25 protein-coding genes, 1 tRNA gene and 1 pseudogene are annotated in these 25,672 nt (G+C 61.1%); 11 read left to right on the top strand and 16 right to left on the bottom strand.

Annotation, left to right across the window (positions count from 1 at the left end; translation table 11 throughout):
- Positions 1-14: 14 nt before the first annotated feature.
- Genes ACSQ3O_RS09315 through ACSQ3O_RS09305 form a run of 3 tightly spaced genes read right to left on the bottom strand, consistent with a single transcriptional unit; the run spans position 15 to position 3,968 of the window.
- A complete protein-coding gene (locus ACSQ3O_RS09315; protein ID WP_436138623.1) occupies positions 15-1,070 on the bottom strand; it encodes an ABC transporter permease in 1,056 nt (351 codons plus the stop codon).
- A 13-nt stretch (positions 1,071-1,083) separates the two neighbouring features.
- Entirely contained in the window at positions 1,084-2,127 is a 1,044-nt protein-coding gene (locus ACSQ3O_RS09310) for a microcin C ABC transporter permease YejB (RefSeq protein WP_436138622.1), read from the bottom strand.
- A gap of 11 nt (positions 2,128-2,138) precedes the next feature.
- Positions 2,139-3,968 carry an extracellular solute-binding protein gene (locus ACSQ3O_RS09305; protein ID WP_436138621.1) on the bottom strand — a complete coding sequence of 610 codons (1,830 nt, stop codon included), beginning with the start codon at positions 3,966-3,968 and terminating at the stop codon, positions 2,139-2,141.
- Positions 3,969-4,072: 104 nt separating this feature from the next.
- On the opposite strand from ACSQ3O_RS09305, the gene fabI reads away from it, so the two are divergent.
- Together fabI and ACSQ3O_RS09295 are read left to right on the top strand one after the other, a co-directional pair.
- Positions 4,073-4,873, top strand: coding sequence for an enoyl-ACP reductase FabI (gene fabI, locus ACSQ3O_RS09300; protein WP_436138620.1), 801 nt, complete (start codon positions 4,073-4,075; stop codon positions 4,871-4,873).
- A 123-nt stretch (positions 4,874-4,996) separates the two neighbouring features.
- On the top strand, positions 4,997-5,824 hold the full coding sequence (locus ACSQ3O_RS09295) for a DNA ligase (protein WP_436138619.1): 828 nt from the start codon (positions 4,997-4,999) through the stop codon (positions 5,822-5,824).
- Between the two features lie 50 nt (positions 5,825-5,874).
- Here the strand turns inward: ACSQ3O_RS09295 and ACSQ3O_RS09290 are convergent, their stop codons facing one another.
- Both ACSQ3O_RS09290 and ACSQ3O_RS09285 read right to left on the bottom strand, forming a co-directional pair.
- On the bottom strand, positions 5,875-6,435 hold the full coding sequence (locus ACSQ3O_RS09290; RefSeq protein WP_137746364.1) for a fasciclin domain-containing protein: 561 nt from the start codon (positions 6,433-6,435) through the stop codon (positions 5,875-5,877).
- A gap of 181 nt (positions 6,436-6,616) precedes the next feature.
- Positions 6,617-8,986, bottom strand: a pseudogene (locus tag ACSQ3O_RS09285) (Orn/Lys/Arg decarboxylase N-terminal domain-containing protein).
- Between the two features lie 147 nt (positions 8,987-9,133).
- On the opposite strand from ACSQ3O_RS09285, the gene ACSQ3O_RS09280 reads away from it, so the two are divergent.
- From ACSQ3O_RS09280 to ACSQ3O_RS09260, 5 genes are all read left to right on the top strand, one after another.
- The gene (locus tag ACSQ3O_RS09280; protein WP_298450250.1) at positions 9,134-9,559 is read left to right on the top strand and encodes an NfeD family protein; all 426 of its coding nucleotides are present in this window, start codon (positions 9,134-9,136) and stop codon (positions 9,557-9,559) included.
- Between the two features lie 51 nt (positions 9,560-9,610).
- The gene (locus ACSQ3O_RS09275) at positions 9,611-10,528 is read left to right on the top strand and encodes an SPFH domain-containing protein (protein ID WP_436138618.1); all 918 of its coding nucleotides are present in this window, start codon (positions 9,611-9,613) and stop codon (positions 10,526-10,528) included.
- A gap of 84 nt (positions 10,529-10,612) precedes the next feature.
- Positions 10,613-10,702: transfer RNA gene (locus ACSQ3O_RS09270), tRNA-Ser, on the top strand.
- 163 nt (positions 10,703-10,865) lie between these two features.
- Positions 10,866-11,114, top strand: a complete 249-nt coding sequence (locus tag ACSQ3O_RS09265) for a hypothetical protein (RefSeq protein ID WP_252658603.1) — start codon at positions 10,866-10,868, stop codon at positions 11,112-11,114.
- Positions 11,115-11,363: 249 nt separating this feature from the next.
- A complete protein-coding gene (locus ACSQ3O_RS09260) occupies positions 11,364-11,531 on the top strand; it encodes a hypothetical protein (protein WP_436138617.1) in 168 nt (55 codons plus the stop codon).
- Between the two features lie 213 nt (positions 11,532-11,744).
- Here the strand turns inward: ACSQ3O_RS09260 and ACSQ3O_RS09255 are convergent, their stop codons facing one another.
- Positions 11,745-12,011: a hypothetical protein gene (locus tag ACSQ3O_RS09255; protein ID WP_436138616.1), complete on the bottom strand. Its 267-nt coding sequence runs from the start codon at positions 12,009-12,011 to the stop codon at positions 11,745-11,747.
- 225 nt (positions 12,012-12,236) lie between these two features.
- On the opposite strand from ACSQ3O_RS09255, the gene ACSQ3O_RS09250 reads away from it, so the two are divergent.
- From ACSQ3O_RS09250 to ACSQ3O_RS09240, 3 genes are all read left to right on the top strand, one after another.
- On the top strand, positions 12,237-13,226 hold the full coding sequence (locus tag ACSQ3O_RS09250; protein WP_436138615.1) for a DUF932 domain-containing protein: 990 nt from the start codon (positions 12,237-12,239) through the stop codon (positions 13,224-13,226).
- Positions 13,227-13,350: 124 nt separating this feature from the next.
- Positions 13,351-14,364 carry a YqaJ viral recombinase family protein gene (locus ACSQ3O_RS09245; protein ID WP_436138614.1) on the top strand — a complete coding sequence of 338 codons (1,014 nt, stop codon included), beginning with the start codon at positions 13,351-13,353 and terminating at the stop codon, positions 14,362-14,364.
- 133 nt (positions 14,365-14,497) lie between these two features.
- Positions 14,498-15,511: a recombination directionality factor gene (locus tag ACSQ3O_RS09240; protein WP_436138613.1), complete on the top strand. Its 1,014-nt coding sequence runs from the start codon at positions 14,498-14,500 to the stop codon at positions 15,509-15,511.
- Here the strand turns inward: ACSQ3O_RS09240 and istB are convergent.
- From istB to ACSQ3O_RS09195, 9 genes are all read right to left on the bottom strand, one after another.
- Positions 15,492-16,256: an IS21-like element helper ATPase IstB gene (gene istB / locus ACSQ3O_RS09235; protein WP_374258801.1), complete on the bottom strand. Its 765-nt coding sequence runs from the start codon at positions 16,254-16,256 to the stop codon at positions 15,492-15,494. The genes ACSQ3O_RS09240 and istB overlap by 20 nt on opposite strands.
- 5 nt (positions 16,257-16,261) lie before the next feature.
- On the bottom strand, positions 16,262-17,908 hold the full coding sequence (istA, locus tag ACSQ3O_RS09230; RefSeq protein ID WP_374258795.1) for an IS21 family transposase: 1,647 nt from the start codon (positions 17,906-17,908) through the stop codon (positions 16,262-16,264).
- A gap of 935 nt (positions 17,909-18,843) precedes the next feature.
- A complete protein-coding gene (locus ACSQ3O_RS09225) occupies positions 18,844-19,800 on the bottom strand; it encodes an OST-HTH/LOTUS domain-containing protein (protein WP_436138612.1) in 957 nt (318 codons plus the stop codon).
- Between the two features lie 60 nt (positions 19,801-19,860).
- Positions 19,861-20,142 carry an H-NS histone family protein gene (locus tag ACSQ3O_RS09220; protein ID WP_436138611.1) on the bottom strand — a complete coding sequence of 94 codons (282 nt, stop codon included), beginning with the start codon at positions 20,140-20,142 and terminating at the stop codon, positions 19,861-19,863.
- 386 nt (positions 20,143-20,528) lie between these two features.
- A complete protein-coding gene (locus tag ACSQ3O_RS09215; RefSeq protein WP_436138610.1) occupies positions 20,529-20,879 on the bottom strand; it encodes a hypothetical protein in 351 nt (116 codons plus the stop codon).
- 171 nt (positions 20,880-21,050) lie between these two features.
- Positions 21,051-21,488, bottom strand: coding sequence for a hypothetical protein (locus ACSQ3O_RS09210; RefSeq protein ID WP_436138609.1), 438 nt, complete (start codon positions 21,486-21,488; stop codon positions 21,051-21,053).
- 122 nt (positions 21,489-21,610) lie between these two features.
- Positions 21,611-22,351, bottom strand: a complete 741-nt coding sequence (locus ACSQ3O_RS09205; protein WP_436138608.1) for an SDR family NAD(P)-dependent oxidoreductase — start codon at positions 22,349-22,351, stop codon at positions 21,611-21,613.
- A 169-nt stretch (positions 22,352-22,520) separates the two neighbouring features.
- On the bottom strand, positions 22,521-23,093 hold the full coding sequence (locus ACSQ3O_RS09200; RefSeq protein ID WP_436138607.1) for a flavodoxin family protein: 573 nt from the start codon (positions 23,091-23,093) through the stop codon (positions 22,521-22,523).
- A 14-nt stretch (positions 23,094-23,107) separates the two neighbouring features.
- Positions 23,108-23,992: an NmrA/HSCARG family protein gene (locus ACSQ3O_RS09195; protein ID WP_436138606.1), complete on the bottom strand. Its 885-nt coding sequence runs from the start codon at positions 23,990-23,992 to the stop codon at positions 23,108-23,110.
- Between the two features lie 159 nt (positions 23,993-24,151).
- Here ACSQ3O_RS09195 and ACSQ3O_RS09190 point away from each other — a divergent pair, with 159 nt between their 5' ends.
- A complete protein-coding gene (locus ACSQ3O_RS09190) occupies positions 24,152-25,063 on the top strand; it encodes a LysR family transcriptional regulator (protein WP_436138605.1) in 912 nt (303 codons plus the stop codon).
- A 111-nt stretch (positions 25,064-25,174) separates the two neighbouring features.
- On the opposite strand, the gene ACSQ3O_RS09185 is transcribed toward ACSQ3O_RS09190, so the two are convergent.
- Positions 25,175-25,489: a hypothetical protein gene (locus tag ACSQ3O_RS09185; RefSeq protein ID WP_436138604.1), complete on the bottom strand. Its 315-nt coding sequence runs from the start codon at positions 25,487-25,489 to the stop codon at positions 25,175-25,177.
- Between the last annotated feature and the right edge of the window lie 183 nt (positions 25,490-25,672).

Raw genomic sequence — 25,672 nt, 5'->3', positions numbered from 1 at the left:
CGATGAGGTCGCTGTCACAGGTCGGCCTTTCTGGGGTCGAGCGCATCGCGCAGCGCATCGCCCATGAACGTCAGCAGCAACAGGGTCGTGACCAGCACGGCAAAGGTAGACAGCGAGATCCACCACGCATCAATGCTGTTCTTGCCCTGGCTCAGCAACTCGCCCAGCGACGGCGTGCCAGGCGGCACCCCCAGGCCCAGAAAGTCGAGCGACGTGAGTGCCAGGATGGCCGCACTCATGCGGAACGGCAAGAAGGTGACCACGGGCGTGAGGCTGTTGGGCAGGATGTGGCGCCAGATGATTTGCGTGTTGCTCACCCCCAGCGCGCGGGCCGCCTTCACGTAGTCGAGCTGGCGGTTGCGCAGGAACTCGGCGCGCACATAGTCCGACAGCCCCATCCAGCCAAACAGGCTCAGCAAAATGAGCAGCAGCGCCACGCTGGGCGCAAACACTGCGCTGAAGATGATGAGCAGGTACAGCTCCGGCATGGAGCCCCAGATCTCGATAAACCGCTGAAAGGCCAGGTCCGTCTTGCCACCAAAAAAGCCCTGGATGGCGCCCGTGACCACCCCCAGCAGCACGCCCGTCACGGTGAGCGCCAGACCAAACAGCACGCTCACCCGAAAGCCGTACAGCAGCTGCGCGAGCAGGTCACGCCCCCGGTCGTCCGTGCCCAGCCAGTTGTCGGCCGTGGGGGCCGAGGGGTTGGGCGCCTTGGCAAAGTAGTTGAGCGTGTTGGGGCCGTAGGGGTTCAGGGTGTACAGCGCCCAGTTGCTACCCATGTTCAGCCGCTCCTTGATGAAAGGGTCAAGGTAATCCGTGGGGGTCTCGAAGTCCCCCCCGAAAGTCTTTTCGGGGTAGTCCTTGAGCATGGGGAAATAGGTCTGCCCTTCGTAGCGCACGATGAGCGGCTTGTCGTTGCTGACCAGTTCAGCCCCCAGGCTGATCAGCACCAGGGCGCAGAAAATAAGCAGGCTCCAGTACCCCAGGCGGTTGCGCTTGAAGCGCAGCCAGGCGCGGCGGGACGGAGAGAGCGAAAGCGGTGTAGCGGCAAGACTCATCAGGGCCATCGGTGCGTTCGGGCTAGTCAAACTTCACGCGCGGGTCCACCCACACATAACAGAGGTCGCTGACGAGCTTGGTGACCAGCCCGATCAGCGTGAACAAATACAGCGTGCCCAGCACCACCGGGTAATCACGGCGGATCACGCTCTCGTAGCTGAGCAGGCCCAGGCCGTCGAGCGAAAACAAGGTTTCGATCAGCAGCGAGCCCGCAAAAAATGCACCGATGAACGCCGCCGGGAACCCGGTAACGATGGGGATGAGCGCGTTGCGGAACACATGCTTCCACAGCACCTGCCGCTCGCTCAAGCCTTTGGCGCGCGCCGTGAGCACATACTGTTTGCGGATCTCTTCGAGGAATGCATTCTTGGTCAGCATGGCGGTGACGGCAAAACTGCCCAGCACCATGGCCGTGACCGGCAGCGCGATGTGCCACAGGTAGTCCACGATGCGCGCACCCCAGGACAGCTGCTCCCAGTTGGCCGAGGTGAGCCCCCGCAGCGGAAACCACTGCAACTGCCCGCCAAAGATCACCAAGAGCGCCACGCCCAGCACGAAGCCAGGGATGGCGTAGCCGACCAGGATGAGCAAGGTGGTGACCAGATCAAACCGCGACCCGGCCCGCACCGCCTTGGCAACGCCCAGAGGCACAGCCACCAGATAGCTGATGAAAAAAGTCCACAGGCCCAGGCTGATGGAAACCGGGAGCTTTTCACGCACAAGGTCAGAGACGGCTTTTCGTTGATAGAAACTCTGCCCCAGGTCAAACCGTGCAAACGACCAAAGCATTTGCGCGAAGCGCTCATGCGCAGGCTTGTCGAACCCGTACAGCGCCTTGATTTCCTCCAGTTGCTTCGGGCTCAACCCTTGGCGGCCACGGTAGTCCCCTCCCGCTCCTGCACTCGGCGAAGCGCCCTCCCCACCAGAAGAGCGCCCCTGCAACTGCGACACCAGTTGCTCCACCGGCCCGCCAGGCACAAACTGGATGACCACAAAGGTCAGCAGCAGCACCCCCAGCAGCGTGGGCACCATCAACAAGATGCGTTTGAGTATGTAGCTGAGCATGCAGTGTGACCCTAGCGGTTGGTTGGCGCAGCCCACCACGTGGCGGCAGCCCAAGAATCCGGCTGGTAATAGGGCGGAATGGTCGAGGGCAAGACAAAACCTGCGGGCCGATAGCCTACAAAAAACTCATCGCTGTACCACTGCGGAATCGAGTAGTAGCCGTGCGACAAAACACGGTCCAGCGCACGCATCGCCGCAGAGACATCCGCCTTGGTCTGTGCACTGAGCACCGAACGGATCAGGCTGTCCACCGCCGGATCGGCGATGCCCCACATGTTGGCCGAGCCGGACGTCGCGGCGGCCTTGGAGCCAAAGTATTCAAAGAGCTCGCTGCCTGGAGAAGTGCGTCCTGGAATGCGAAGGCTGCCCAGCTCAAACTCGAACTCATCCATCCGCTGCTGGTAGAGGGCTCCGTCCACATTGCGTATCTTCAGATTGATCCCCAGCTTTTTCAAAGCAATCTGCATGGGGCTGACCAGCCGCACCGAGGACGGCTGTGCGTTCAGGTACTCCATCTCGAACGCATCGCCCTGGACATTTCTCAGGGCTCCGTCACGGTAGACCCAGCCTGCCTCCGCCAGCAACTGTTTCGCCTGGCGCAGGTTGTCCCGAAAACTGGATGGAGGCAGCGTGCTGGGTGACCGCAAGGCCGGGCCAAACACGTCGGGGCTCAGCTTGTCACGCAGCGGCTCCAGCAAAGCCATTTCTGCAGGCCCTGGCAGCCCCGAAGCATGGAAGTCACTGTTCGGGAAATACCCCTCCACCCGCTTGTACAAGCCATAAAACATCTGGCGATTGAGCCACTCGAAGTCCATCGTCAGCGCAATGGCCTTGCGAACGCGAATGTCCTTGAACTTGGGATTGCGCAGGTTGAATGTGTAGCCCTGGAAATCACCAGGATTGCGGTGCTCGAACACCTGCTTCTTGACGGCACCGGAGTCAAATGCCTTGCCCTTGTATTGGCGCGCCCAGTTTTTGGAAACGAACTCCCGCTTCAGGTCATATTCACCCGCTTTGAGTCCCTCAAATCGGCTGGTGTCATCGAGGTAGAGTTTGTAGGTGATGCGATCGAAGTTATAGAGCCCCTTGCGCACCGGCAAGGAAGCCCCCCAGTAGTTCTTGTCGCGAACGTAGGTGATGTCGCGCCCCAGTTGCCCACTGGAGGGCCGGTAGGGCCCCGAGGCAATAGGCACATCGGTGATGACTGCATCGAAGGGCTTTCCAGCCCCCCATTTCCGGCTGAAGACCGGGACACTCCCAGCCACAAGCGGCAGTTCTCGATTGGAACTGGCAAATTCAAATTTGACCAAGCGCTCAGCCAAGGCCCGGACCGCCTTGATATCCCCAAAGATCGTCTTGAACTGCGGCGATGCCTGCTTGCTCATCAAGGTGTTGAAAGAATGGACCACATCGGCGGCCATCACTGCAGACCCATCGCTGAATCGCGCTTCCTTGCGAATGCGAAAGGTGGCCGACAAACCATCCGGCGCCACCTCCACGTCTTCTGCGAGCAAGCCATACCCTGTGGACGGCTCCTCTGAATTACCGGTCAACAAGGACTCGAAAACCAACTCCAGCATCCCCGCAGGCGGTGTTCCCTTCAGCGTGAACGGATTGAATTTGTCGAAATTGGTGACTGCAATCGGCGGAACCAGGCGGATCTCCCCGCCTTTCGGAGCACTCGGATTGACATAGTCAAAATGCGTGAAACCAGGCGGGTACTTCACGTCGCCGAACTGGGCATAGGCATGTGCGGCCCAGGAGGTAGGACCCAAAACCATGCCACACACAGCACACAACGCCGCGCGGGCCCAGCGAGAACAGACTGCTACAAGGCGCATGCGACAATTCTGCACTACGTTCGCCGGCCCCCGTGGCACCTAGCGCATACCCCTATGCCCCTGCCCGCCGGCCCACATTCCGCTATTCCAAAAGGAGATTGAACATGGGTTTTCTGACCGGCAAGAAGCTGCTCATCACGGGCGTTCTGTCCAACCGCTCCATTGCCTATGGCATTGCCAAGGCCTGCCACGAGCAAGGTGCCGAGCTGGCGTTCAGCTACGTGGGCGAGCGCTTCAAGGACCGCATCACCGACTTCGCAGCCGAGTTCAACTCCAAGCTGGTGTTTGACTGCGACGTGGCCAGCGACGAGCAGATCGAGCGCATGTTCGCCGAGCTGTCGCAGACCTGGCCCCAATTCGACGGCTTTGTGCACAGCATCGGCTTTGCGCCGCGCGAGGCGATTGCGGGCAACTTCCTCGAAGGCCTGAGCCGCGAAGGTTTCCGCATCGCGCACGATATCAGCGCCTACAGCTTCCCGGCCATGGCCAAGGCGGCCCTGCCCTACCTGAATGACAAGTCGTCGCTGATCACCCTGAGCTACCTGGGCGCGCTGCGCTCCATCCCCAACTACAACACCATGGGCCTGGCCAAGGCCAGCCTCGAAGCCTCGGTGCGCTACCTGGCCGAAGCCGTGGGCCGCACCGAAGACGGCCGCAGCATCCGCGCCAACGGCATCAGCGCGGGCCCCATCAAGACCCTGGCCGCCAGCGGCATCAAGGACTTCGGCAAGCTGCTCAGCCGCGTGGCCGATGCCTCGCCCCTGCGCCGCAATGTGACGATTGAAGACGTGGGCAACGTAGCAGCCTTCCTGCTGTCGGACCTGGCCAGCGGCATGACGGCCGAGATCACCTACGTGGACGGCGGCTTCAGCCAGACGGCGGGCCTGTCGGCCGACCAAGTCTGAGCACACCACGCGTCGGATCACATTAAAAGCTGAAGAAAAATGGCTGCTACCGCGCGTCCATCAAGCGCAAGCAGCTACATTTTTGATAGCAATCTAACCCGCAGACACTGCCTGAGCCTGGCGATGCTGGGCCTGCTGCCCACGGCGACGGCAGTGCATGCGACAGAGCCCCCTGCCCTGCTGCTGGCCAACGTGTACCGCCCCGGCATGCCGCTGGCCGACTATTGGGTGAGCGAGAAGTACGACGGCGTGCGCGGCTATTGGGACGGCCACACGCTGCGTACGCGCGGCGGTGAAACCGTGGCGGCGCCCGCGTGGTTCACCGCAGGCTGGCCTGCCACCCCCATGGATGGCGAGCTGTGGGCCGGGCGCGGGCGCTTTGCGCATGCCCAATCCACCACCCGCCAGCAACAGCCTGACGATGCGGCCTGGCGGCAGATGCGCTTCATGGTGTTTGACCTGCCCGCCCAGAGCGGCCCGTTTGACGAACGCCTCACTGCCTTGAAAGCCCTGGTGGCGGAAATCCACCAGCCTTGGGTGCAGGCTGTGCCGCAGCAGCGTGTGGCCACCGATGCTGCCCTGCAGGCCCTGCTGCAGCGCACGGTGCGCGCTGGCGGCGAGGGGCTGATGCTGCACAAGGGCAGTTCGCTGTACCGCTCAGGCCGCAGCGACGATCTCATCAAACTCAAAACCCACGAAGACACCGAGGCCCTGGTGGTGGGCCACCTGCCCGGCAAGGGCAAACACGCCGGGCGTTTGGGCGCACTGCTGGTGGAAATGCCCACCGGCCAGCGCTTTAAGCTGGGCGCAGGGCTGACCGATGCCGACCGCGCCGATCCGCCGCCCATTGGCAGCTGGGTGACCTACCGCTTTCGCGGCACACACGACGGCGGCCTGCCGCGTTTTGCGAGTTTTGTGCGGGTGCGGAGCGATATGCAGCCACCTCGCTAAAGGCTGCGCGGAGGCTGCGGGCGACCCTACCTTTCGCCCATCATCACCCATCAGTTGGGCAACAACACCTTGTCCACCACGTGGATCACGCCGTTGGACTGGTACACATCGGCAATCGACACCGTGGCCGTACCGCCCTTTTCGTCCATCACCATGATGGCGTTGCCGCTGGCTTTGGCAGTGAGTGCGCCGCCCGCCACGGTCTTGAGGCTGGCCATGCCTTTGCCATCGGCAATCAGCTTGGACAAGGCTGCTGCGTCGTATTTGCCAGCCACCACGTGGTAGGTGAGCACCTTGGTCAAAGTGGGCTTGCTCTCGGGCTTGAGCAGCGTGTCCACCGTGCCTGCGGGCAATGCGGCAAATGCTGCATTGGTGGGCGCAAACACGGTGAACGGACCAGGGCCCTTGAGCGTATCCACCAGACCAGCCGCCTTGACTGCCGCCACCAGCGTGGTGTGGTCCTTGGAATTCACGGCGTTGTCGATGATGTCCTTGCTGGCCAGCATGGGCGCACCGCCCACCATGACCTGTGCCATCGCGGGCACTGCAGCAGCGGTCACTGCAGCAGCCAGGGCAATGGTGGCGAGGCGGGCGTTGAATCGGAAGGTCATGAGAATCTCCTGAAAGGTAGGTGAAGACAGTCGTCACCGCATGCGAACCACGCGGCTAAGAGTCAATACGGCAGCGCCACCTCAGCGGATTCAAGTGCACAAAAAAAAATCGCTCCGCCAGCCATGCCGGGGGAGCGATTTTTGGGAGGCAGGTGTATATGCACCCGCGCAAAGACAGTGACTACAGGTTGCGCCCGTAACACCCGTCTTCGTTTACTTTCGCCAGATTCTTGACAGGAGCCAAAGGCCCAGGCTCCTTGTCTGGCATGGTTGGCTACGCCACGCAGTCGGCGTAGAAGCGCACTTGGCCATTCTCGTCCTCCACCTCCACCAGGCCGTGGATGTCGGTCTCGAAACCCGGGCACAGCTTGGCGAACTCACGGGCGAACTTGAGGTAGTCCACGATCTTCTTGTTGAACACCTCGCCGGGGATTAGCAGCGGAATGCCCGGCGGGTACGGCGTGACCAGGCCCACGGTGATGCGGCCTTCGAGGTGGTCGATCTCGACCCGCTCGGTCGTGCGGTGCGCAATGTGTGCATAGGCGTCCGAGGGCTTCATGGCGGGCGTGAGGTCCGACAGGTACATCTCGGTCGTCAGGCGGGCGATGTCGTACTTGGCGTACATCTCGTGCACATGCTGGCACAGGTCGCGCAGGCCCATGCGCTCATAGCGCTTGTGCTGCTGGCAGAACTCCGGAAGGATGCGCCACATGGGCTGGTTCTTCTCGTAGTCGTCCTTGAACTGCTGCAGCGCCGTGAGCAGCGTGTTCCAGCGGCCCTTGGTGATGCCGATGGTGAACATGATGAAGAAGCTGTACAGGCCCGTCTTCTCCACCACCACACCGTGCTCGGCGAGGTACTTGGTCACGATGGACGCGGGGATGCCTGTCTTGTCGAACTTGCCGTCGAGGTTGAGGCCCGGCGTGACGATGGTGGACTTGATCGGGTCCAGCATGTTGAAGCCATCGGCCAGCTGGCCAAAGCCGTGCCACTTGCTGCCGCTCTTCTTGCCCTTGCCATCGCTGCGGATGATCCAGTCCTCGGCACGGCCCAGGCCCTCGTCCACGAGCTTGTCGGGGCCCCAGACCTTGAACCACCAGTCGTTCTTGCCGAAGTCTTCCTCCACCTGGCGCATGGCGCGGCGGAAGTCCAGGGCTTCGAGCAGGCTTTCCTCCACCAGCGCGGTGCCGCCGGGCGGCTCCATCATCGCTGCGGCCACGTCGCAGCTGGCGATGATGCTGTATTGAGGCGACGTGGACGTGTGCATCAGGTAGGCCTCGTTGAAGAGGTGCCTGTCGAGCTTGGCAGTCTGCGAGTCCTGCACCAGCACATGGCTGGCCTGGCTGATACCGGCCAGGAGCTTGTGGATGGACTGCGTGGCATACGTCACCGAATACTTGGGGCGCGTGCGCTTCTTGCCCATGGCGTGGTAGCTGCCGTAGAACGGGTGGAAAGCCGCGTGCGGCAGCCAGGCCTCGTCGAAGTGCAGGTTGTCCACGTAGCCATCGAGCATGCCCTTGATGGTCTCGGTGTTGTAGAGCACGCCGTCGTAGGTGCTCTGCGTGAGCGTGAGCACGCGCGGCTTGACCTTCTTGGCGTCCACGCCCTTGAGCAGCGGGTTGGCCTTGATCTTGGCCTGGATGGCAGAGGGCTCGAACTCGCTTTGCGGGATGGGCCCGATGATGCCGAAGTGGTTGCGCGTGGGCTTCATGAACACGGGAATCGCGCCGGTCATGATGATGCTGTGCAGGATGGACTTGTGGCAGTTGCGGTCCACCACCACCACGTCGCCCGGTGCCACCGTGTGGTGCCACACCATCTTGTTGGACGTGGACGTGCCGTTGGTCACGAAGAAACAGTGGTCGGCGTTGAAGATGCGTGCGGCGTTCCGCTCCGATTCGCCGATGGCGCCGTTGTGGTCCAGCAGCTGGCCCAGTTCTTCCACCGCGTTGCACACGTCGGCGCGCAGCATGTTCTCGCCGTAGAACTGGTGGTACATCTGGCCCACGGGGCTCTTCAAGAAAGCCACGCCGCCCGAGTGGCCGGGGCAGTGCCAGCTGTAGGAGCCGTCTTCGGCGTAGTCCAGCAGCGCCTTGAAGAACGGCGGCTGCACACTTTCCAAGTAGCTCTTGGCCTCGCGGATGATGTGGCGCGCCACGAATTCGGGGGTGTCCTCGAACATGTGGATGAAGCCGTGCAGCTCGCGCAGGATGTCGTTGGGCAGGTGGCGGCTGGTCTTGGTCTCGCCGTGCACATAAATCGGCACATCGGCGTTCTTGCGGCGCACCTCGCCGATGAAGTTGCGCAGGCTCAGAACGATGGGGTCCAGCCCCTCGCCCACGGTGAACTCTTCATCGTCGATGGACAAGATGAACGCACTGGCGCGGCTTTGCTGCTGCGCAAATTGGGACAAATCCCCATAGCTGGTGACCCCAACCACCTCGAAACCCTCGGCCTCGATGGCATGCGCCAGGGCGCGGATACCCAGACCCGAGGTGTTCTCGGAACGATAGTCTTCATCGATGATGATGATGGGAAAGCGAAACTTCATACGCAGCCTCCGTGCAAACGTGCCCTGCCCGGCCAAAAAACGAAATAGGCGCGAAGTGTAAGGAATAACGTTGACGCGCCTTTGAACTGCCATTCTTTTGACCCAGAATGTGGTGCACTAAACACAACCGACCCAAGGAGGATCAGCATGGAGGCATCCACCATCTGGTGGCTGGCAGCGGGGGCCGTGGTCGTTGCGGAGCTGCTTACCGGCACGTTTTATCTGCTCATGGTGGCCCTGGGGCTGGTGGCGGCGGCGATAGCGGCGCATCTGGGGGTACCAACTACCGCACAGATCGTAGCTGCGGCCGTGGTAGGTGGCGGCGCCGTGGTGGGCTGGTACTACCTCAAGAAAAAGCGCCCCGGAGACCCCTCCGCCCGCGCCGACCGGAGCGTGAACCTGGATGTCGGTGAAACCATCCTCGTCGAAGGCTGGAACCCCGACGGCACCGCCACCGTGAAGTACCGGGGCGCCGCCTGGATCGCCATCCACCGCCCTGGCGTTACGCCCTCCACCGGCATGCACCGCGTGGCGGAACTGGTAGGCAATCGCCTTCTGGTAGATCCACTCTAAAAATTGACCACCGCTTTAGCGTCGCAGCCCACCAAGTAAGAGAGGTTTCTCATGGAAGTCGCCATCGTCATTCTCATCATTGCCGTGATCTTCATAGCACGCGCCGTCAAGGTAGTGCCCCAGCAAAATGCCTGGGTCAAGGAACGGCTGGGCAAGTACGCCGGCACACTCACACCGGGCCTGAACTTTCTGGTGCCGTTTGTGGACAAGGTGGCCTACAAACACAGCCTCAAGGAAATCCCGCTCGACGTGCCCAGCCAAGTCTGCATCACGCGCGACAACACGCAGCTGCAGGTGGACGGCATCCTGTACTTCCAGGTAACCGACCCCATGCGCGCGAGCTACGGCTCCAGCAACTACATCATGGCTGTCACGCAACTGGCGCAAACTTCGCTGCGCTCGGTGATCGGCAAGCTGGAGCTGGACAAGACCTTTGAAGAGCGCGACATCATCAACGCGCAGGTCGTGCAGGCCATCGACGAAGCCGCGCTGAACTGGGGCGTCAAGGTGCTGCGCTACGAGATCAAGGACCTCACGCCGCCGAAGGAAATCCTGCACGCCATGCAGGCCCAGATCACCGCCGAGCGCGAAAAGCGCGCGCTGATCGCAGCCTCCGAAGGCCGCCGCCAGGAACAGATCAACATCGCCACCGGTGAGCGCGAGGCCTTCATTGCCCGCTCCGAAGGTGAAAAGCAGGCCGTCATCAACAAGGCCATCGGCGAGGCCGAATCCATCCGTGCTGTGGCCCAGGCCACCGCAGAGGCCATCGAACGCGTGGCCACCGCCATTCGCCAGCCTGGCGGCGAACAGGCCGTGCAGCTCAAGGTCGCAGAGAAGGCCGTGGACGCCTACAGCCAGGTGGCATCCGACGCCACCACCACCCTCATCGTGCCCAGCAACATGACCGAGGTGTCGGCGTTGATCGGCTCGGCCATGAAAATGGTGCAGGCGTCGCAGAAAACAGGCTGAAGACGGACAAGCACCAGTTTTTTTGCCTTCGATGCCACCGTTCTCTCAGATCGGTGGGAACCTGTGGCTATAATCGAGGGCTTCGGAGAGGTGGATGAGCGGTTTAAGTCGCACGCCTGGAAAGCGTGTGTGGGCTAATCCCCACCGCGGGTTCGAATCCCGCCCTCTCCGCCAACACACAACCCCAAGTGATTGATTCACTTGGGGTTTTTTGTTTTCCGAGTCGATTGGCATGCCATTTGGTATGCCATGGCATGTTGGCTTTCGATAAACGTCTTTGGACAACTATGCAGCGTGGTCCGCCCCATCGCCTGGACGCAAGTACGGCCCTCGCGAAATGTCCTACCACCAGGTGATGGATGCCTTGCATGCCAAGACCTTGGAGGCGCTGATCGCCGCATACGACGAGGGCAAGGAGTCTCTTCTTGTCATCCACGGCCATTCCACTTCATGTCCAGGAAAACAGACGAGTCGCTCCGTTGTCCGCGCCTTGATGCGTGGCAAGGAAGCCACCCCCTACATCGTCCGGAAAAAATGCGTTCAGCACGGCACCGCGTTTTTGGCACACCTCAAACAAAAACCGTGATGTTCAACAAGGTACTCCGATAGGCATACCGTCCCTGGTGGCACCGCTGACAGCAATCAGCATCAGGCGGTTTTGTACCGACGCTGAGAGCCGAAGCCACGATCGACAGCAAAGTTGATCCTAAAAAATCTCAGCGATATATCCCCTCCTTGAGCCTGTGCAAGCCCCGCGCTTGCATGGGCTTTTTGCCGTCTGCGCCCCCTCTTTTCGTCGGGGCACAGACATCACTCAAGCAACCAAGGAGCCACCATGTCAGAAACCCCCTCTCCCCTGGAGAACCTCGCCGCCTGCGCCGCCGCCTACTTGGCAGGCATACTTTTCACGCTCGTCCTCATCAGTTACATCGACGCAGCCTTGGCCAGCGAAGGCCGCAGCCGCCGCACCGCGTCACCCGCGCCCTCCCCGCTGGAGGGCTGACGCATGCTGACTGGGATGTCCCCGGGCAGTCACCCAAGGCAATCGACCTACCCGGACGATCCTGACGACGACGTCGATCTTGAAGACCATCCAGGCGGTGCCCCGCCTCAACCGGCACTTTTTGGGTCGGGCTCTGGGCCTGTTCACCACCAGGGGCGCTACCAGACGGCACCTCCGCACGGACTCATTGGAATCTGTTGTCCCCACTGCGGCTCAGCCCGCACCACCCCCAGCCATCTGGGCCGTCGCATCGGCAGCGCCGTCGGCACCCTCGCCGGTGCTGCCACGGCAACGGCTCGCACGGCAGGGGGCGCTCAGTTGGGAGCGCAATGGGGTGCTGTGGTGGGCTCCTCCGCTGGCCCTGCCGGTACCACTCTGGGCGCGATCGCTGGCGCCGTCCTTGGCGCCATGGTCGGCGCTGCTGCAGGCTGCGCTGTCGGCGCCGCTCTGGGTGAAGCCATCGACGCCAAGATCCTGCACAACCGCCACTGTCGCCACTGCGGGCGGGGGTTCAGCGTCGAGACGACGTAAGGCCTTGCGGCTCTGACCGCAGGGGCTGGCTTCGGCATCTCTGGCACGGGGCTTCAACGCCTTCCTGCCTTTTCTACACAACGCACATGGCTGACCACGGCTTCGTGGTGGCGCAGCCATGGGCGTTGGTTTGTTTTTCTGTTCGTTCCTTGTTTTTTCACTGGAGTTTTTTCAATGGCACATCTCGTTCAAACCATGGCCTATGTCGGCGAGACCCCCTGGCACAACCTGGGTCAGCAACTGCCCGCCAAACAACCCATCGATGTCTGGGCCCGTGAAGCAGGCATGGACTGGACCATCCGTGAGACCCCCGTGCGCTACATGGCCGCGGAGTCCGGTACCACGTCTTCTGTCTCGGACCTCTATGGCGAACCCATGGAGTTCCCCGACCAGAAGGTGCTGTACCGCAGCGATACCAAGGCCCCCCTGTCAGTGGTCAGTGCGCGCTACCAGGTGGTGCAGCCCAAGCAGGTGCTGGAGTTCTACCGCGATCTGACGGAAGTCTCTGGGTATGAGCTGGAGACCGCCGGGGTTCTGAAGGCCGGGCGCAAGTTCTGGGCTTTGGCCCGCACGGGCAAGTCCTCGGCGCTCAAGGGCAACGATGTGGTCAATGGCTATCTGCTGCTGGCCACTTCCTGCGATGGGACGCTGGCAACCACGGCCACCCCGACGACCGTTCGGGTGGTCTGCAACAACACCCTCTCGATTGCCCTGTCTGGAACATCGAGTGCGATCAAGGTGCCCCACAGCACCAGCTTTGATGCGCAGGCGGTCAAGAAGCAGTTGGGCATTGCCGTCTCGCAATGGGACGGCTTCATGTACCGCATGAAGACCCTATCCGAGCGCAAGGTCAAGAGCCACGAGTCCATGAACTACTTCCTCAAGGTGCTCTGCCAGACGGATGGGCATGCGGATGCGTCTGCAGGTCTCACCAACGAACGTGCTCTCAAGAAGGTGCAGGCCATGTACGAGGGCAAGGGCCGGGGTGCGGAGTTGGCAGCAGCCAAGGGCACGGCCTGGGGTCTGCTGTGCGCTGTCACGGAGTTCGTGGACCACGAGCGCCGGGCGCGCAGTCAGGAGTACCGCCTGGACAGTGCCTGGTTTGGCCAGGGGGCAGCGCTCAAACAGCGGGCACTGGATCAAGCCTTGCAGTTGGCATCTTGAGAGGGGCTTGCTCTTCAACCCCTGCCCCCTACGCGACATAAGCCCCGGCCCCTTCATGGGAACCGGGGCTTTTTTGGTTATGGGGTGGCGTGGCATTTCTTCTATTCATGTTCAAGGAGTCAGCATGGTTCATTCCGTTGTTTCGCCCGGGGCTGACGGCAGGGCGCGAGCCCGCCCAGCTCTCAGGCTGGTCAAGACCCAGGACCTGGATCGCGATCAGTGGTTGCAGGTACGTCAAGGAGGCATTGGCAGTTCGGATGCTGCGGCGGCGGTGGGGCTCAATCCCTACCAGTCGCAGCTGGAGTTGTGGATGGTGAAGACCGGTCGTGCCCCTGTCGCCCCACCGGGCGATGGGGGTGCGGATGATCAGAGTCCGATGTACTGGGGATCCCTCTTGGAACCCATCGTGGCGGCGCATTACACCCGCCGAACCGGCAACCGGGTGCGGCGTATCAACGCGGTGCTGCAGCATCCCGAGCACCCCTGGATGCTGGCCAATATTGACCGGGAGGTCATGGGAGCCCCGGATGTCCAGTTGCTGGAGTGCAAGACCGCTGGCATTCAGGGGGCCTGGCTTTGGCGGGATGGGGTGCCGGAGTATGTGCAGTTGCAGGTCCAGCACCAGTTGGCCGTGACGGGCAAGCAGGCGGCGGATGTGGCCTTACTGCTGGGAGGCCAGGAGCTGCAGATTTTTCGGATCGAGCGGGATGAGGAGTTGATCGCTCAGCTCATCACCCTGGAGCGGGAGTTCTGGGGCTATGTGGAGCGGGGCCAGGCGCCGCCAGCCGATGGGTCGGATTCGGCAGACCGGGCTTTGCGGGCGCTGTATCCCCGGGACACGGGTTTCACACTGAACCTTAAGCATGACTTGGTGATGGGGGCGGTGTTTTCTGACCTGCTGGCAGTGCGGGAGGTGTTGGCGACCAACACGGCGCTGGAAGCCCAGCTCAAGCAAACCATTCAGCAGCGCATGGGGGATTCGAGCCGGGCGGTGTTCGAGAACGGCGAGGTGAGTTTCAAACGCAGTCGGGATGGGACGCAGCTCGATACAGCGCGGCTGGCCAAGGAGCAGCCAGAGGTCGCGCGGGCGTACACGGTGACTAAGCCGGGGAGTCGGAGGTTTCTGGTGCAGACCTGAGGTGGGCTGGGGACATCGGAGTCCAGGTTCATTCAGTTCATTTTTCGTACACGCATCCCCAGACGGGCTTCATCGGTGACGGTGAGGCCCGTTGTGCTTTGGGGGTGTTTTGACATTCAACAAGGAGATTCACATGCTCAAAGGTTTGGCTTTGACACCGCCCGTGATCGGGCGCATTGCGATTGGGCGGGTGGTGGAGAAGGCTGGGCGTCGTCTTCCTGAGAAGGACGATGAGTTCACCCTGACCAGCCAGGTACAGAACAAGGAAGGGTGGGTTCCACATCCGGTGGATGCGCAGTTGCGCAAGGAGCCGGGGGCCAAGCTGCGCAGCATTCCGGTGCGTTTGCTGTTTGATGATCCGGATCTGAGCCTGCGGGCGAACTACACGATGTTTGACCGGGCCACGGGAAGGCCGCTGTGTGTCGGAGATGGGGAGAGTTGCAAGCGGGTGACCCTGTCGGGGATGCAGTCCCTGCCCTGCCCTTCACCTGCGGTGTGTCCACTCGCCCAGGACGGGAACTGCAAGCCGTATGGGCGGCTGCATGTGCGGGTGGAGGCTGAAGGCGGTACCGAAGCATGCTTGGCTGGCGATGAACTGGGCAGCTTTGTGTTCCGAACGACAGGGTTCAACAGCATTCGGACGCTCTCGGCCCGGCTGCGATACCTGTTTGCAGTGTCGGGTGGGTTGCTTGCCGGGTTGCCTTTGGAGCTTCGGCTGCGGGGCAAGTCCACCACGCTGTCGCACCGCACGCCGATCTACTACGTGGATCTGACGCTGCGCTCTGGTGCCTCACTGGCCCAGGTCGTGGCGTTGGCGCGGCAGGAACGGGATCAGCAGGCTGCGCTGGGGCTGGATCAGGCGGCGCTGGATGACGCGGCGCGGCAGGGTTTGGCGCTGGGGGAGTTTGAGGAGTCGGTGGAGGAAGGGATAGACGTTGTGGAGGAGTTCTATACGGAATCCGATACGGACGGCGATTGCGCCGGAGCCTCTCCACAAGCAGCCAAAGACGCCCCCGGCCCCGTCTCCCTGCGCAGCAAGCTGAACCGGCGGCATGAAGCTGCCCCGATGGCCACCCCAAACTGCTCCACTGTTGGCCAGTCAAACTGCTCCAGGCAGGACGGGGTGATTATGCGGGGTCTGAGGTGATGATCAGGCGTGCAGCAGCCTCTTTGAGCCTGTAGCTCTTGCCCTCGAACTCCAGCATGGCGCAGCGGTGCATGAGGCGATCGAGGATGGTGGTGGCCATGGTCGCGTCGCCCAGGTAGCGACCCCAGTCCTGCACGACGCGGTTGGAGGTGATGACGATGGAGCGGCGCAGCTTGTAACGCTGGTGGACCAGGGCCTGCAGCAACTCGGCGGCATGCTCGCTGATGCGCCTTGCCAGGAACAGGTCATCGAGCACCAGCAAGTCGGCCGCCACCCAGCCCTTGAGCAGACTGGCGCGCTCGTCGGCGTCGGCCAGCGCATAGCGAGCGAACTCGCTGTCAGCTTCGATGTAGGACACGTCATGACCGAGCAAGGTGGCTTGGTAGGCCACGGCCTTGGCGATGTGGCTCTTGCCGGTGCCGGGCTTGCCTACGATCAGGGCGTTGGCGCCTTCGCTGAGGAACTTCAAGGTGTGCAACTCGAAGCAGGCTGCGCGCGGCAGCTTTGGGTTGAAGCGCCAGTCGAAGTCGGCCAGGGAGGGCTTCTCATCCAGGCCGGAGAGCTTGAAGCGACGTGCCATCAGCCTGCTGTGGCGTCGGTCGAGTTCGTCTTGCAGCAAGGCTGAGAGCGTATCCAGAAAGGGCTCCTGAGCGGCCTGGGCCTGCATCAGGCGCGTCTGCAGGGTCTCAGCCATGCCTGACAGGCGCAGCTTGCGCAGGGTGGCCTCGATGTCGTGGGGGGTCATGGCGGTCATGCGAAGAAATCTCCTTGAGGTGTGATGGCGGGTGTCGTGGCCGCTGTGGCCATGGCGAAGAGTTCGCCGTACTCCTGTGGGTTGCGGATGAGGTCGTGCGTTTGCGTGGTGCTCGCGGGTGCGGCCTGCGTCGCTGTCGGGGCGGCATCGAGTTGGGCCAGAGCCTGCGCCACCAGGCGTTCGGTGATGGCCTTGACGTGGCGGTAGCTGTGCACACCGTCGTCGATGGCCTGGGCACAGGCGGTGTTGACCATCTGGCGTGGATAGCGGTCGGCCAGGTGCACGATGCCCCACAGCTTGCGCTGGCCCACACGGCCTTCGATGGCAAACAGCATCTGGCACAGCCGGGCGGCGTCCACGCCGATGGCATCGGCCTGCTTGAGGATGTGGAGGGTCTCGCGGGAGGGGTTGAAGACGCGCTCGTCCATGGGCAGCACCACGGTGCCTGGCCGCTCGGCCAAGGTGTGCGTGCGCAGCAGGGCCTGGGTCTGTAGGTCGCGAATCTCCAGGCGGCGCTCGAAGATGCGCACCAGCACCTTGGTGCCAATGTGCGCCGGCCGCGCGGCGTAGCTGCAATGGGCCACGCGCACGCAGCCGTCGTCGCACACGGTGCGCTGCTCGTCACGGAAGTACGCCATGGGCAGCGTGGGCAAGGGCTGCAGGTGGGGCCGCTCTTCTTCGAACATGGCCTGTACCTGGCGGCGCTCTGAGCCGTGGATGCGAGAGGCCGCCCACTTGGTCTCCCAGTGCTCCAGGTAGGTGTTCTGTTCTTCAATGGTCTCGAAGCGCTTGCCCTTGAGTGCCGTGGCCTGAGTGTGACCAATGGCATTCTCGACACTGCCCTTGCGGTTGGGGTCACGTACCCGCGCCGGGTCGGCCACGACCTCGTAGTGTGCCAGGGTGGCGGCGTACACGGGGTTGAGCTCGGGCTCGTACAGGTCGGGCTTGAGCACGCCTTCCTTGAGGTTGTCCAGGACCACGTATCGGCACGAGCCGCCAAAGTAGCGCCAGGCTTGTTCGTGCAGTTCGGCCCAGACCTGTTGGCCAGAATTCCAGACCACGCGGCGGAAACTGCGGCGCGAATACCGAAGCGTGGCCACGAACAGGCGTGGCTTGCGCCAGCGGTCGGTGCCGGGCACGCGGGTGGGCGCGCCTTCGCCGAAGTCCACCTGCATCTCCTCGCCGGGCAGGAAGCTCAGGCGGTCGAACTGCTCAGGCTCACGCACCCGGATGCGCGCCACGAAGCGTTTGACGGAGTTGTAGCGTGCAGCAAAGCCGTGGGCATCGACCAGGTCCTGGTAGATGGCCGTGGCATTGCGGCCCAAGCGCAACTGAGCTTCGATGAAGGCGCGGTGGGGCTCACACAGCGAGGTGGCCGCCGGCGCAGGCGCCAGCAGTAAAGCCGGTGGCCGGGGTGGAGCAGTTTGGCTGGCCAGGGGCACAACCAGGTCGGTGGCCACCCCGGGGCAGTTTGAATCGTCAGGCGACGGGGGCGGCGGATCGCCCTGGGCCTCAAAGCGCTTAGCCCAGGCGCGGATGGTGTGGCGGGAGATGCCGGTGCGGCGCTCAATCTCGCGCTGGGTGTTACCCGCGCGCAGGAGCGTCCAGATCGTGGTTTGTAGATGTGGCTTCAAGACGTTCACCTCGTGAATCCCCCCTTGTGATCAAGGGGGTGGAAGTTACGTCCTGCACGTCAGAGCTGAGGCGCCTGACTCACCGAAATCAATGGGTCAACTCACCCCGGCCAGGTGGAGCAGTTTGGGTGGCCATAAGTGGGGCAGTTTGGGTGGCCGCCGGGGGAAGCTGTGGCGGCGCTTACAGCGGCCACCGGTGATCCTGGGGCGGCCCATGCCGTCGCCTGAGGGCGTGGTCCGTCGGTATGCCTTGGGGTTGGTGATGGAGACAGCTCCCAGCTATCGGCGCAGCACGGATCCAGAAGCAGGCCCCGTGGCATTGCCTGGAACCCAGGTTCGCTCTCCGGTGCCGCCCCACCGCACGGGAGCTGTGGCACTTCAGCAAGCGGTGGCCTTGCTCGCCGGGAAGCGCGTTGCGGTTCCTTCGGTGGTCACTGCGGCAGCGATGTGGCGCCATGCCAGGCGGCATCTGGGAAGGTTTCGTGTGGAGCTGGCCTGGGAGCAGGAATCTTCGGCCTTGCTGGCGCAGTGCCTGGGTGCGGTGTCGGCTGGTGGTCTGGTGTTGCTGCAGTGGCAGTCTTTGTCTCAGAACCCGCACCACTCTCTGCGCACACACGCCCCGCCTTCGCGCTGGATGCTCGTGGTCGGGGTGGAAGGGCCTTGGCATTCAGGCGGGGTGGGCGATCTGGTGCAGGCAGAGACTGGGGCTTCGGCTTCGGCCTTGCTCGTGCTGGATGCCACGGTGCCGCCGGTCTGGGGGTGTGGGCACAACCAGCATCTCAAGCCTGGGGTCCATCCGGACCATGCGGGAGCACGGCGGGCGGGGTTGTTTCGGCCGGTGTGGACGGCACGCACTTTGGACGGCGGGTTGGACTGTGGGTTGGTGATTGCGGCTGTGGTCCTTCTGCCCTCGACGTCTTTGTGACGGCAGTCCTGCCTCTTGCTCAAGCTGGCTCTGGGGCTGGATCCGTCGGGGGTGTTACTGCGCCACGCCCGGGGCGCTTGCGTTCCTTGGTCCCGCTGCGTGGTGGGCTCGGGGGGCGCAGGCGTACCCAGGCGGTTTTGGGGCCCGTTTGGGAATCGCGGCGGTACGTGAGATCGAACTCGCAGGATTCGGTGAGTACCTGTTGCCAGCTGCTGCAGCGGTATTTTTGCGGGGTCTGGGTGGGATGGCGCGCGTGCATCTGCGCCTGGAGGGTTTTGAGGGGAACCCCGTCGTCACTTGCGAGGGCCTGCACCTCCTCGCGCAGCGCTCGCACGATGCCGGTATCTCGCCATTCGAAGCTACCGTCGGGGTTGATGCCGTTGATCAACAGATTGAGATAGGCGTCAGACTGCACGAAGGAGGCCAGAGCCACTCTCCCTTGGTGCAAGGTCATCAACCATGCTCTCAGTTCCTGGTAATGGGTGTCGATCCGCTGGAAGGCCTCCTGCAGGTAGGCCATGGCATTTATGCACCCTTGTTCATCCCAGAGATCGAAACGGTACAGGAAGTGATGCACCAGCTCGTTGCGCAGGGACACAAGCTCCTGGATGGCGGCCTTGGTCTGCTCCCATTGCTCTGGAGCCTGGGTTATTCGGAAGCTGTGAGCGAATGAGATGCGGTCGGTCGGTGTCTTGTCTTCGGGCAGGAGCTCACGCTCGAATCCCTCTGGGACTACGAAGGTTTCGAAGAGGAGGCCCGCCAGCTGTCCGAGTGTCTGGTTGGACAGCTTCTGTGCGCGCAAAGTCTGCTGGACTTCCAGTGTCTCTGCGGGGCCCGCGAGCTCGTGGTGTGCGAGCAGGACCTTCAGGGATTTTTCATACTGCTGGATGCGCACCATGCAGCGTCCCAGCAGGCGCTGGACTTCCAGCTGGATTTCTGGGCCAAGCTTCTCTGGTGGCAACAAGTCGGTCGTCATCGGTTTGGCTCTGCCGTATGCTCTTCTGGCTTCACCTGCCCAAGACCTGACCCAATCGATTTAGCCGATCACAAAGTGCGTGCGGTCCTTGCCCGCAATCCACTGGGGCGGCTTGCCTCGGCCGGACCAGGTGGCACCGGTCGCGGGATCTCGGTACTTGGCTTCTACCTTCTTCTTGGGTTTGCTCGGCTTCCAGGGGAAGACCTGCTGGGCCGTGAAGCCGAATTCCTGAACGAGTTGCAGGACAGTTTGCAGGGCCTGGGCGGACTCGGCCTTCTTGGCGTTGGCGATTTGTTCGTCGAGGAGTGTTTTTTGGGCCAGGAGTTCGGCGTAGGTGGTCATGGAGAAGGGGCTTCGGAAAAGCGTCGATCAAGATTGTGGAAAAGTGTTTTGGCTTTGTAGCACCAAAACAGGAGAAATCTGACGCCGGGCGTTCCATCCAGACCCCTCAATCCTCGAATTGGGGAATGAACAGACTGGCAGGTATACGGCGCTGCCAACGTCCCATCTACTCTCGCAAGGGACTGGTTAAGGCTGATCTCAGTCATTCGTCGATCGAGGCTGCAGTGACTGCTGTTGCCACAAGCCGTCGTGTGCCCTGAGCAATCGTCTTGGAAGTCAAGCGCAATGGTGATTTGGATCCCAAGGGGAGCCGTGCTTGGCGATGGCGTTACACAGCAGCACCGCCGTGAACGTCGGCATGACGACGCGGCAGCCCAGGCGCCTCGTCAGCAGTGCAATGACGGCGCCCCGACAGCTCCGACCAGCGCTGTGACCGTGATCGCTTGGCCGGCGGCGCCGTCGCTGATGCCCAGGTCGGTGGCCATCGCCGTCAGCAGGCTGATCGACAGGAATTCGGCCATCACTAGGCCGAACACGCCCAGCGTCAGTGATGCGATGGCGGGCCAGTATGAAGTGTCTGCAGCTGGCTTGGAAGGCGATTGCACGGGGTTGCCCGAGCAGGTTGAGCCACTGGACAAGGAAGACACTAGAACCCCTTCAAGAAGACGGGAGGCGATACCAAGCTTGGCAACCAGCCATTGCCAGAAAAGACCGGGATCGAAGACGGCTGCTTTCACAACCGCTCCACGCCGTGACCAAAAGCAGCTTGATGATCCGCCGGGAAACATTGCCGAGCTCAGCCGCATTTGTAAGTTGGTTTTTGTGGCTTTGCTGCGCAAAATGCTTCCAAAAAAAAGCCAACTTACAAACTGTCGAGCACAAGAAGTGTGCGGTGCTGGAGCGCCTTGTTATGAATTTCCACCACATGATGTACGATCTATGGTGTATTCAGTAATATTTTTTCCATCATTACCTTGATATACATATCTAAACACGACACCTTTAGATAAAGCGATCAACATGTTTTCGTTTCCACACAGGCTTTTTGACATAACTGGAAAATAGATTGATTTTACTTCTTCTGGGTCCACTTCATTAGAGGATGCAGAGACTACTGTATTCAAGAAAGTGATTTGCCGTCCATTCTTTTTAACGTTTTCCAATCTCATTTCATCATTTATCATTTTTGGTGTTTTGCCACTTGACTCGGCAACCAAAGCATCAACAATGTCTTCGGCATTAATTTTTTCAATCTCTTTTGCACTTGTATTGAGTGTCGCAATACCTCTATAGGCTCCAAAAACAATGACCGCCAATAAAATAATTGCTGATATATTCTTAATCATATAATAACCTCTAATATTCTCATAAGTTGGCGATGGCAAAGTCCAGAGGTGGCGCACGTACATCGCTACTACGCCGTCCCGAACGAGAAGATCGCTCGCTGCAACAACGTGATGAGGCAAATTTATGCGTTGGCTGCGCCGTCCACCGTAAGTTCCGCTCCGTTGATCGACCTAGCCTGCGGACTGGCAACAAAGGCATACAGAGCGGCCAACTCGTCGGGGTCCGCGTAACGCGGAATCGCCATGCGCTGCAACTGGAACTGCGCATGCTCGCCGTCCGCAGGATTCATGTCCGTGTCGGTTGAGTCCGGGTGGATGACGTTGACGGTGATGCTGCGGGAGCCGAGGTCGCGTGCCAGGCCCTTGGTGAGGCCGATCAATGCGGCTTTGCTTGCCGCATACAAGGTCATTCCGCCTCCCGGCACACGAGTCGCGAGGTTGCTGCCTGTATTGATGATTCGGCCGCCATCGCTCATGTAGGCGAGCACCGCTTGCGTGGCGACGACTACCGCGCGCAGGTTGACTGAAAGGGTCTCGTCAATATCCGCGAGGCTGGCGGATTCGATGGAGCCCGTGCGGAAGATCCCGGCGTTGTTGACCAGGATGTCGAGCCCGCCGAGTTCTGCCGCTGCGCGATCGACTGCTGCTTTCACTGAAGTGGGGTCGGCTGCGCTCATCGGGACCGTGACGGCATTGCGTCCGGTGCTGCGAATCGCCTTGGCAATCGCATCCGCTGCCGCGGCAGACTTCTCGTAGCCAATTGCGACATCGGCACCTTCGGACGCAAGGCGACGCGCGACCGCAGCTCCGATTCCGCGGCTTGCGCCAGTGACAAAAGCGCGTTTTCCAAGAAGTGTGTTCATGATTGCAAGTCCATTTATGTATCGAACGGTGCTGAATGTTGGCGAGCAGCCGAGTTGGGCCGCGCACAGACGCAACCTGTCCCGACCAACTGGCCGGAACTGGATGCCGAGATTCCCGAAGGGGGCTGGCCCTGCGGCTGAAGCCTAGGGTGCTGAAAAGAGTTGCCTCTTACGCCTCGTGAGGCGACGCATTCGAGTAGCGCTTCGCAACGTCCCGAAGCCGTTCACCAAAACATCTGCCCGTCTCGATATCACCTTCCAGCATTTCGTCAACCGACGCATCGACCGGGGTTGTGGCCATCGCGCCGGAGGAAGAGCCCACATAGTTCAGGTCGTTGCGCAGAGCTGCCTTGGTATTGGAGGGCATCATGCCGGTGCCTACCCACAGGCCGCTGTGTTGCATGGCAAATGTCATGAAGTACTGCAAGGTGGACAGCTTGTCGCCGTTCATGCTTCCGCTGTTGGTGAAGCCTGCGAAGAGTTTGTCTTTCCATTTCTGGGCCATCCAAGCCGCGGAAGAGTCATCGGCAAATCGCTTGAACTGCCAACTCGCGCTGCCCATGTAAGTGGGTGAGCCCAGCACAATCAAATCCGCGGCAGCCAGCTCCATCCAGGCGGACTCAGGCAGAGTACCTTGCGCATCAATCTCCAGCAATGCGGCCTCCGCACCCTGTGCAACCGCCTGCGCCAATCGACGTGTGTGGCCGTAACCGGAATGGTAGACAACGACAATGGATGGCATGTTGTGCCCCGCCCTCATTGGGCAGCCCTCCAGCGCGCAGACGTTTCCAGCGCATAGTCGCGGTAGCTCCGCAACGGGGCGCCCAGTTCTTGCTGCATGCGCTCGACTGCGGCAGCGCAGCCCAGCTCGCCATCCATCTGCATTCGCGCCATCATGAGCCGCATGTCATACGCCATCCACCCGGGTGCAAAGCTCTGGAACCGCGTTTCAAAAGGTCCGATGTCGTCACCGGCATACCGGACTGCCTTGCCCAGCACGTCGCTCCACACCGCGGCGGCGGTTTGACCCGACAACGCTGTTGGACCCACGACATCCAGCACCTCCGTTGGCAAGGGTGTGCTGGCAGCGTCTCGAAGCAGCAGATGTCGTGTGGCAACCTCTGCCACGTCACGCGCGTCCACCATGGAGACGCCTGCACTGCCGATAGGCATGGGATACACGCCACGCTCCAGAACGTCGGACTGAATCAAGGCATCGTCGTTCTGCATGAAGTAGGCGGGGCGCAGGATGGTCGCATGCATGCCAAGCTGTTCGATCATGCGTTCCACTGTGTGCTTTCCAGTGAAATGCGGAACGTCGGTGAAAAGGTCGCTGTGCATGACTGACAGGTAAACGATGCGCTCGATACCCGCTTCGCGCGCCAGGTTGAGTGCAATCAGTGCCTGGGTGACTTCGTCTGCGGCCACGGTGTTGAGCAAGAAAAGTGTTCTTGTGCCGGCCATGGCAGCGCGTATCGAATCCACATCCTGAAAGTCTCCCTTGACGGCCGTGACGCCGGGTGGAAACCGCCTCTTTTCTGGTGTTCTGGTGAGGGCATGAACGTCTGCGCCTTGCGCGGCTAGCAGCGCTACCACATGTGAGCCGATAAGCCCCGTGCTGCCCGTAACGAGTATGGTCATTTAAGTTCCTTGAGAGTGTGCAATGGTTTCGTGAAGCGGGTCTGCGGGCAGGCAAGGAAGCGATCCGTGTGTGCTCGTTCGACCCGGCAACAAGCTGAATTGTTTATGGTTTAACCTTGCACAAATAGACTCGTTGTGTAGACACCGGCGTACCGAAATATGAACAATGAAACCTACTCGATCGACGATCTCCAGTGGTTCATCAAGATCGCGGAGGCAGGGAGCCTCTCAGGGGCCTCTCGCCAATTGGAGGCTCCCAAATCAACCTTGTCCCGCCGCCTGGCGCGCATGGAAACGGCAGCAGGGGTCAGCCTCGTCAAGCGCAATACCCGAGCCTTCGCATTGACCGACGCTGGCCAACGCCTGCTGGACGGAACAAGTCCGCTGATCCATAAACTGAACGCCGTCACCCATGACCTTCTTTCTCAGGATCAAACGCCAAGTGGTCGAGTTCGCCTAGCTGCGTCAGCGACATTTGGCAAAGTTGTGCTGCTTCCGCTGGTGACTGAGTACCTGTTCAAACACGAACATTTGGAACTGGATGTCAAGCTCAGCAACCGCCACGTCAACATCGTCGAAGAAGGCATTGATCTGGCGGTGCGCATTGGCGAACTTGCCGATTCCAGCCTGAAGGCCCGTGCCATCGGCACCGTACGTCCAGCCCTATTTGCAAGCCCCGCTTATGCGAACCAACATGGGTTGCCGGCGCATCCCGGTGAACTCAGTGCTCACGCTGGCCTGCTGCAGTCGAGGGAAGCCGCAGAAATCAAGCTGCATTCGCGAAGCAGAACCGCAAAAGGACTTTTGCGCTCACGTTTGATCATCGGCCCTTCCGACGCCTTGCTGGCGCCGACATTGGACGGACTGGGAATCGCCGTACTGCCCGAGTTCCAGGCAGCGCCGCTGGTCGCATCAGGTCAATTGGTCAGAGTGCTGGAGGGCTGGCAAATGTCCGCGCTGAAAGTCCAGCTTGTCTACCCCATGCAACGCCATCAATCGCCAACAGTTCGGGCACTGATGGCGTTTCTCGCTGAACAGATCCCCAAAAGGTTGAAGACACTGTCGATCTGATTTGCCTCGGGGTGACTAGACACTTTTTAGCTGCCGAGATCGGGTTTTGGGAGAGCTGCCTGCCTCAAATCAGTCGTTCATCAAGGTCAGCAGATGGCTGAGAGCAGTTTGTTATAAATTCTCCTGAATGCTCAGCGCCAATTTAATCGTTGGAGTCAACTTGAAAGTTTCTACCGAATTCGGAAGCTCTTCTACTTTGCTGAATTTTATTTCGGCAATTTGATTTGTACTACGGGAGCATTCAAATATTCGCCAATCTCTTGTGACAATTATTGAATACTCCATTTCATCTTCGCTTTCCGCAAATGCGACAAGCAGTGTTTCCGCCGGATCATAGCCAAGCAGCTCAATGCATAGCCTGACATCAAGCCACTCATTCCTCATTAAATCGGTTAGCTCCTCTATTTCTTGAAGATGGCTGGACATTATTTCCCTCATTTGTATATGGTGAGCTTTCCCTGAAGGCGGTTCCAAAACTTACAGTTATGTACTCTCAGCTGCACGGCTTCAACTCAAGCCCGTTTTTCCATCATTCGAGATCGAAGCGGCGACGTTCAAGCCCCTCGAGAAAATCACCGATTGAAGCAGCCTTGAGCACGTATTCAGGTG

Origin of the sequence: Acidovorax sp. LjRoot74 (genome assembly GCF_964254355.1) — a bacterium.
Classification (GTDB): domain Bacteria; phylum Pseudomonadota; class Gammaproteobacteria; order Burkholderiales; family Burkholderiaceae_C; genus Acidovorax.
This window is presented reverse-complemented; position numbering and strand designations above follow the sequence as displayed.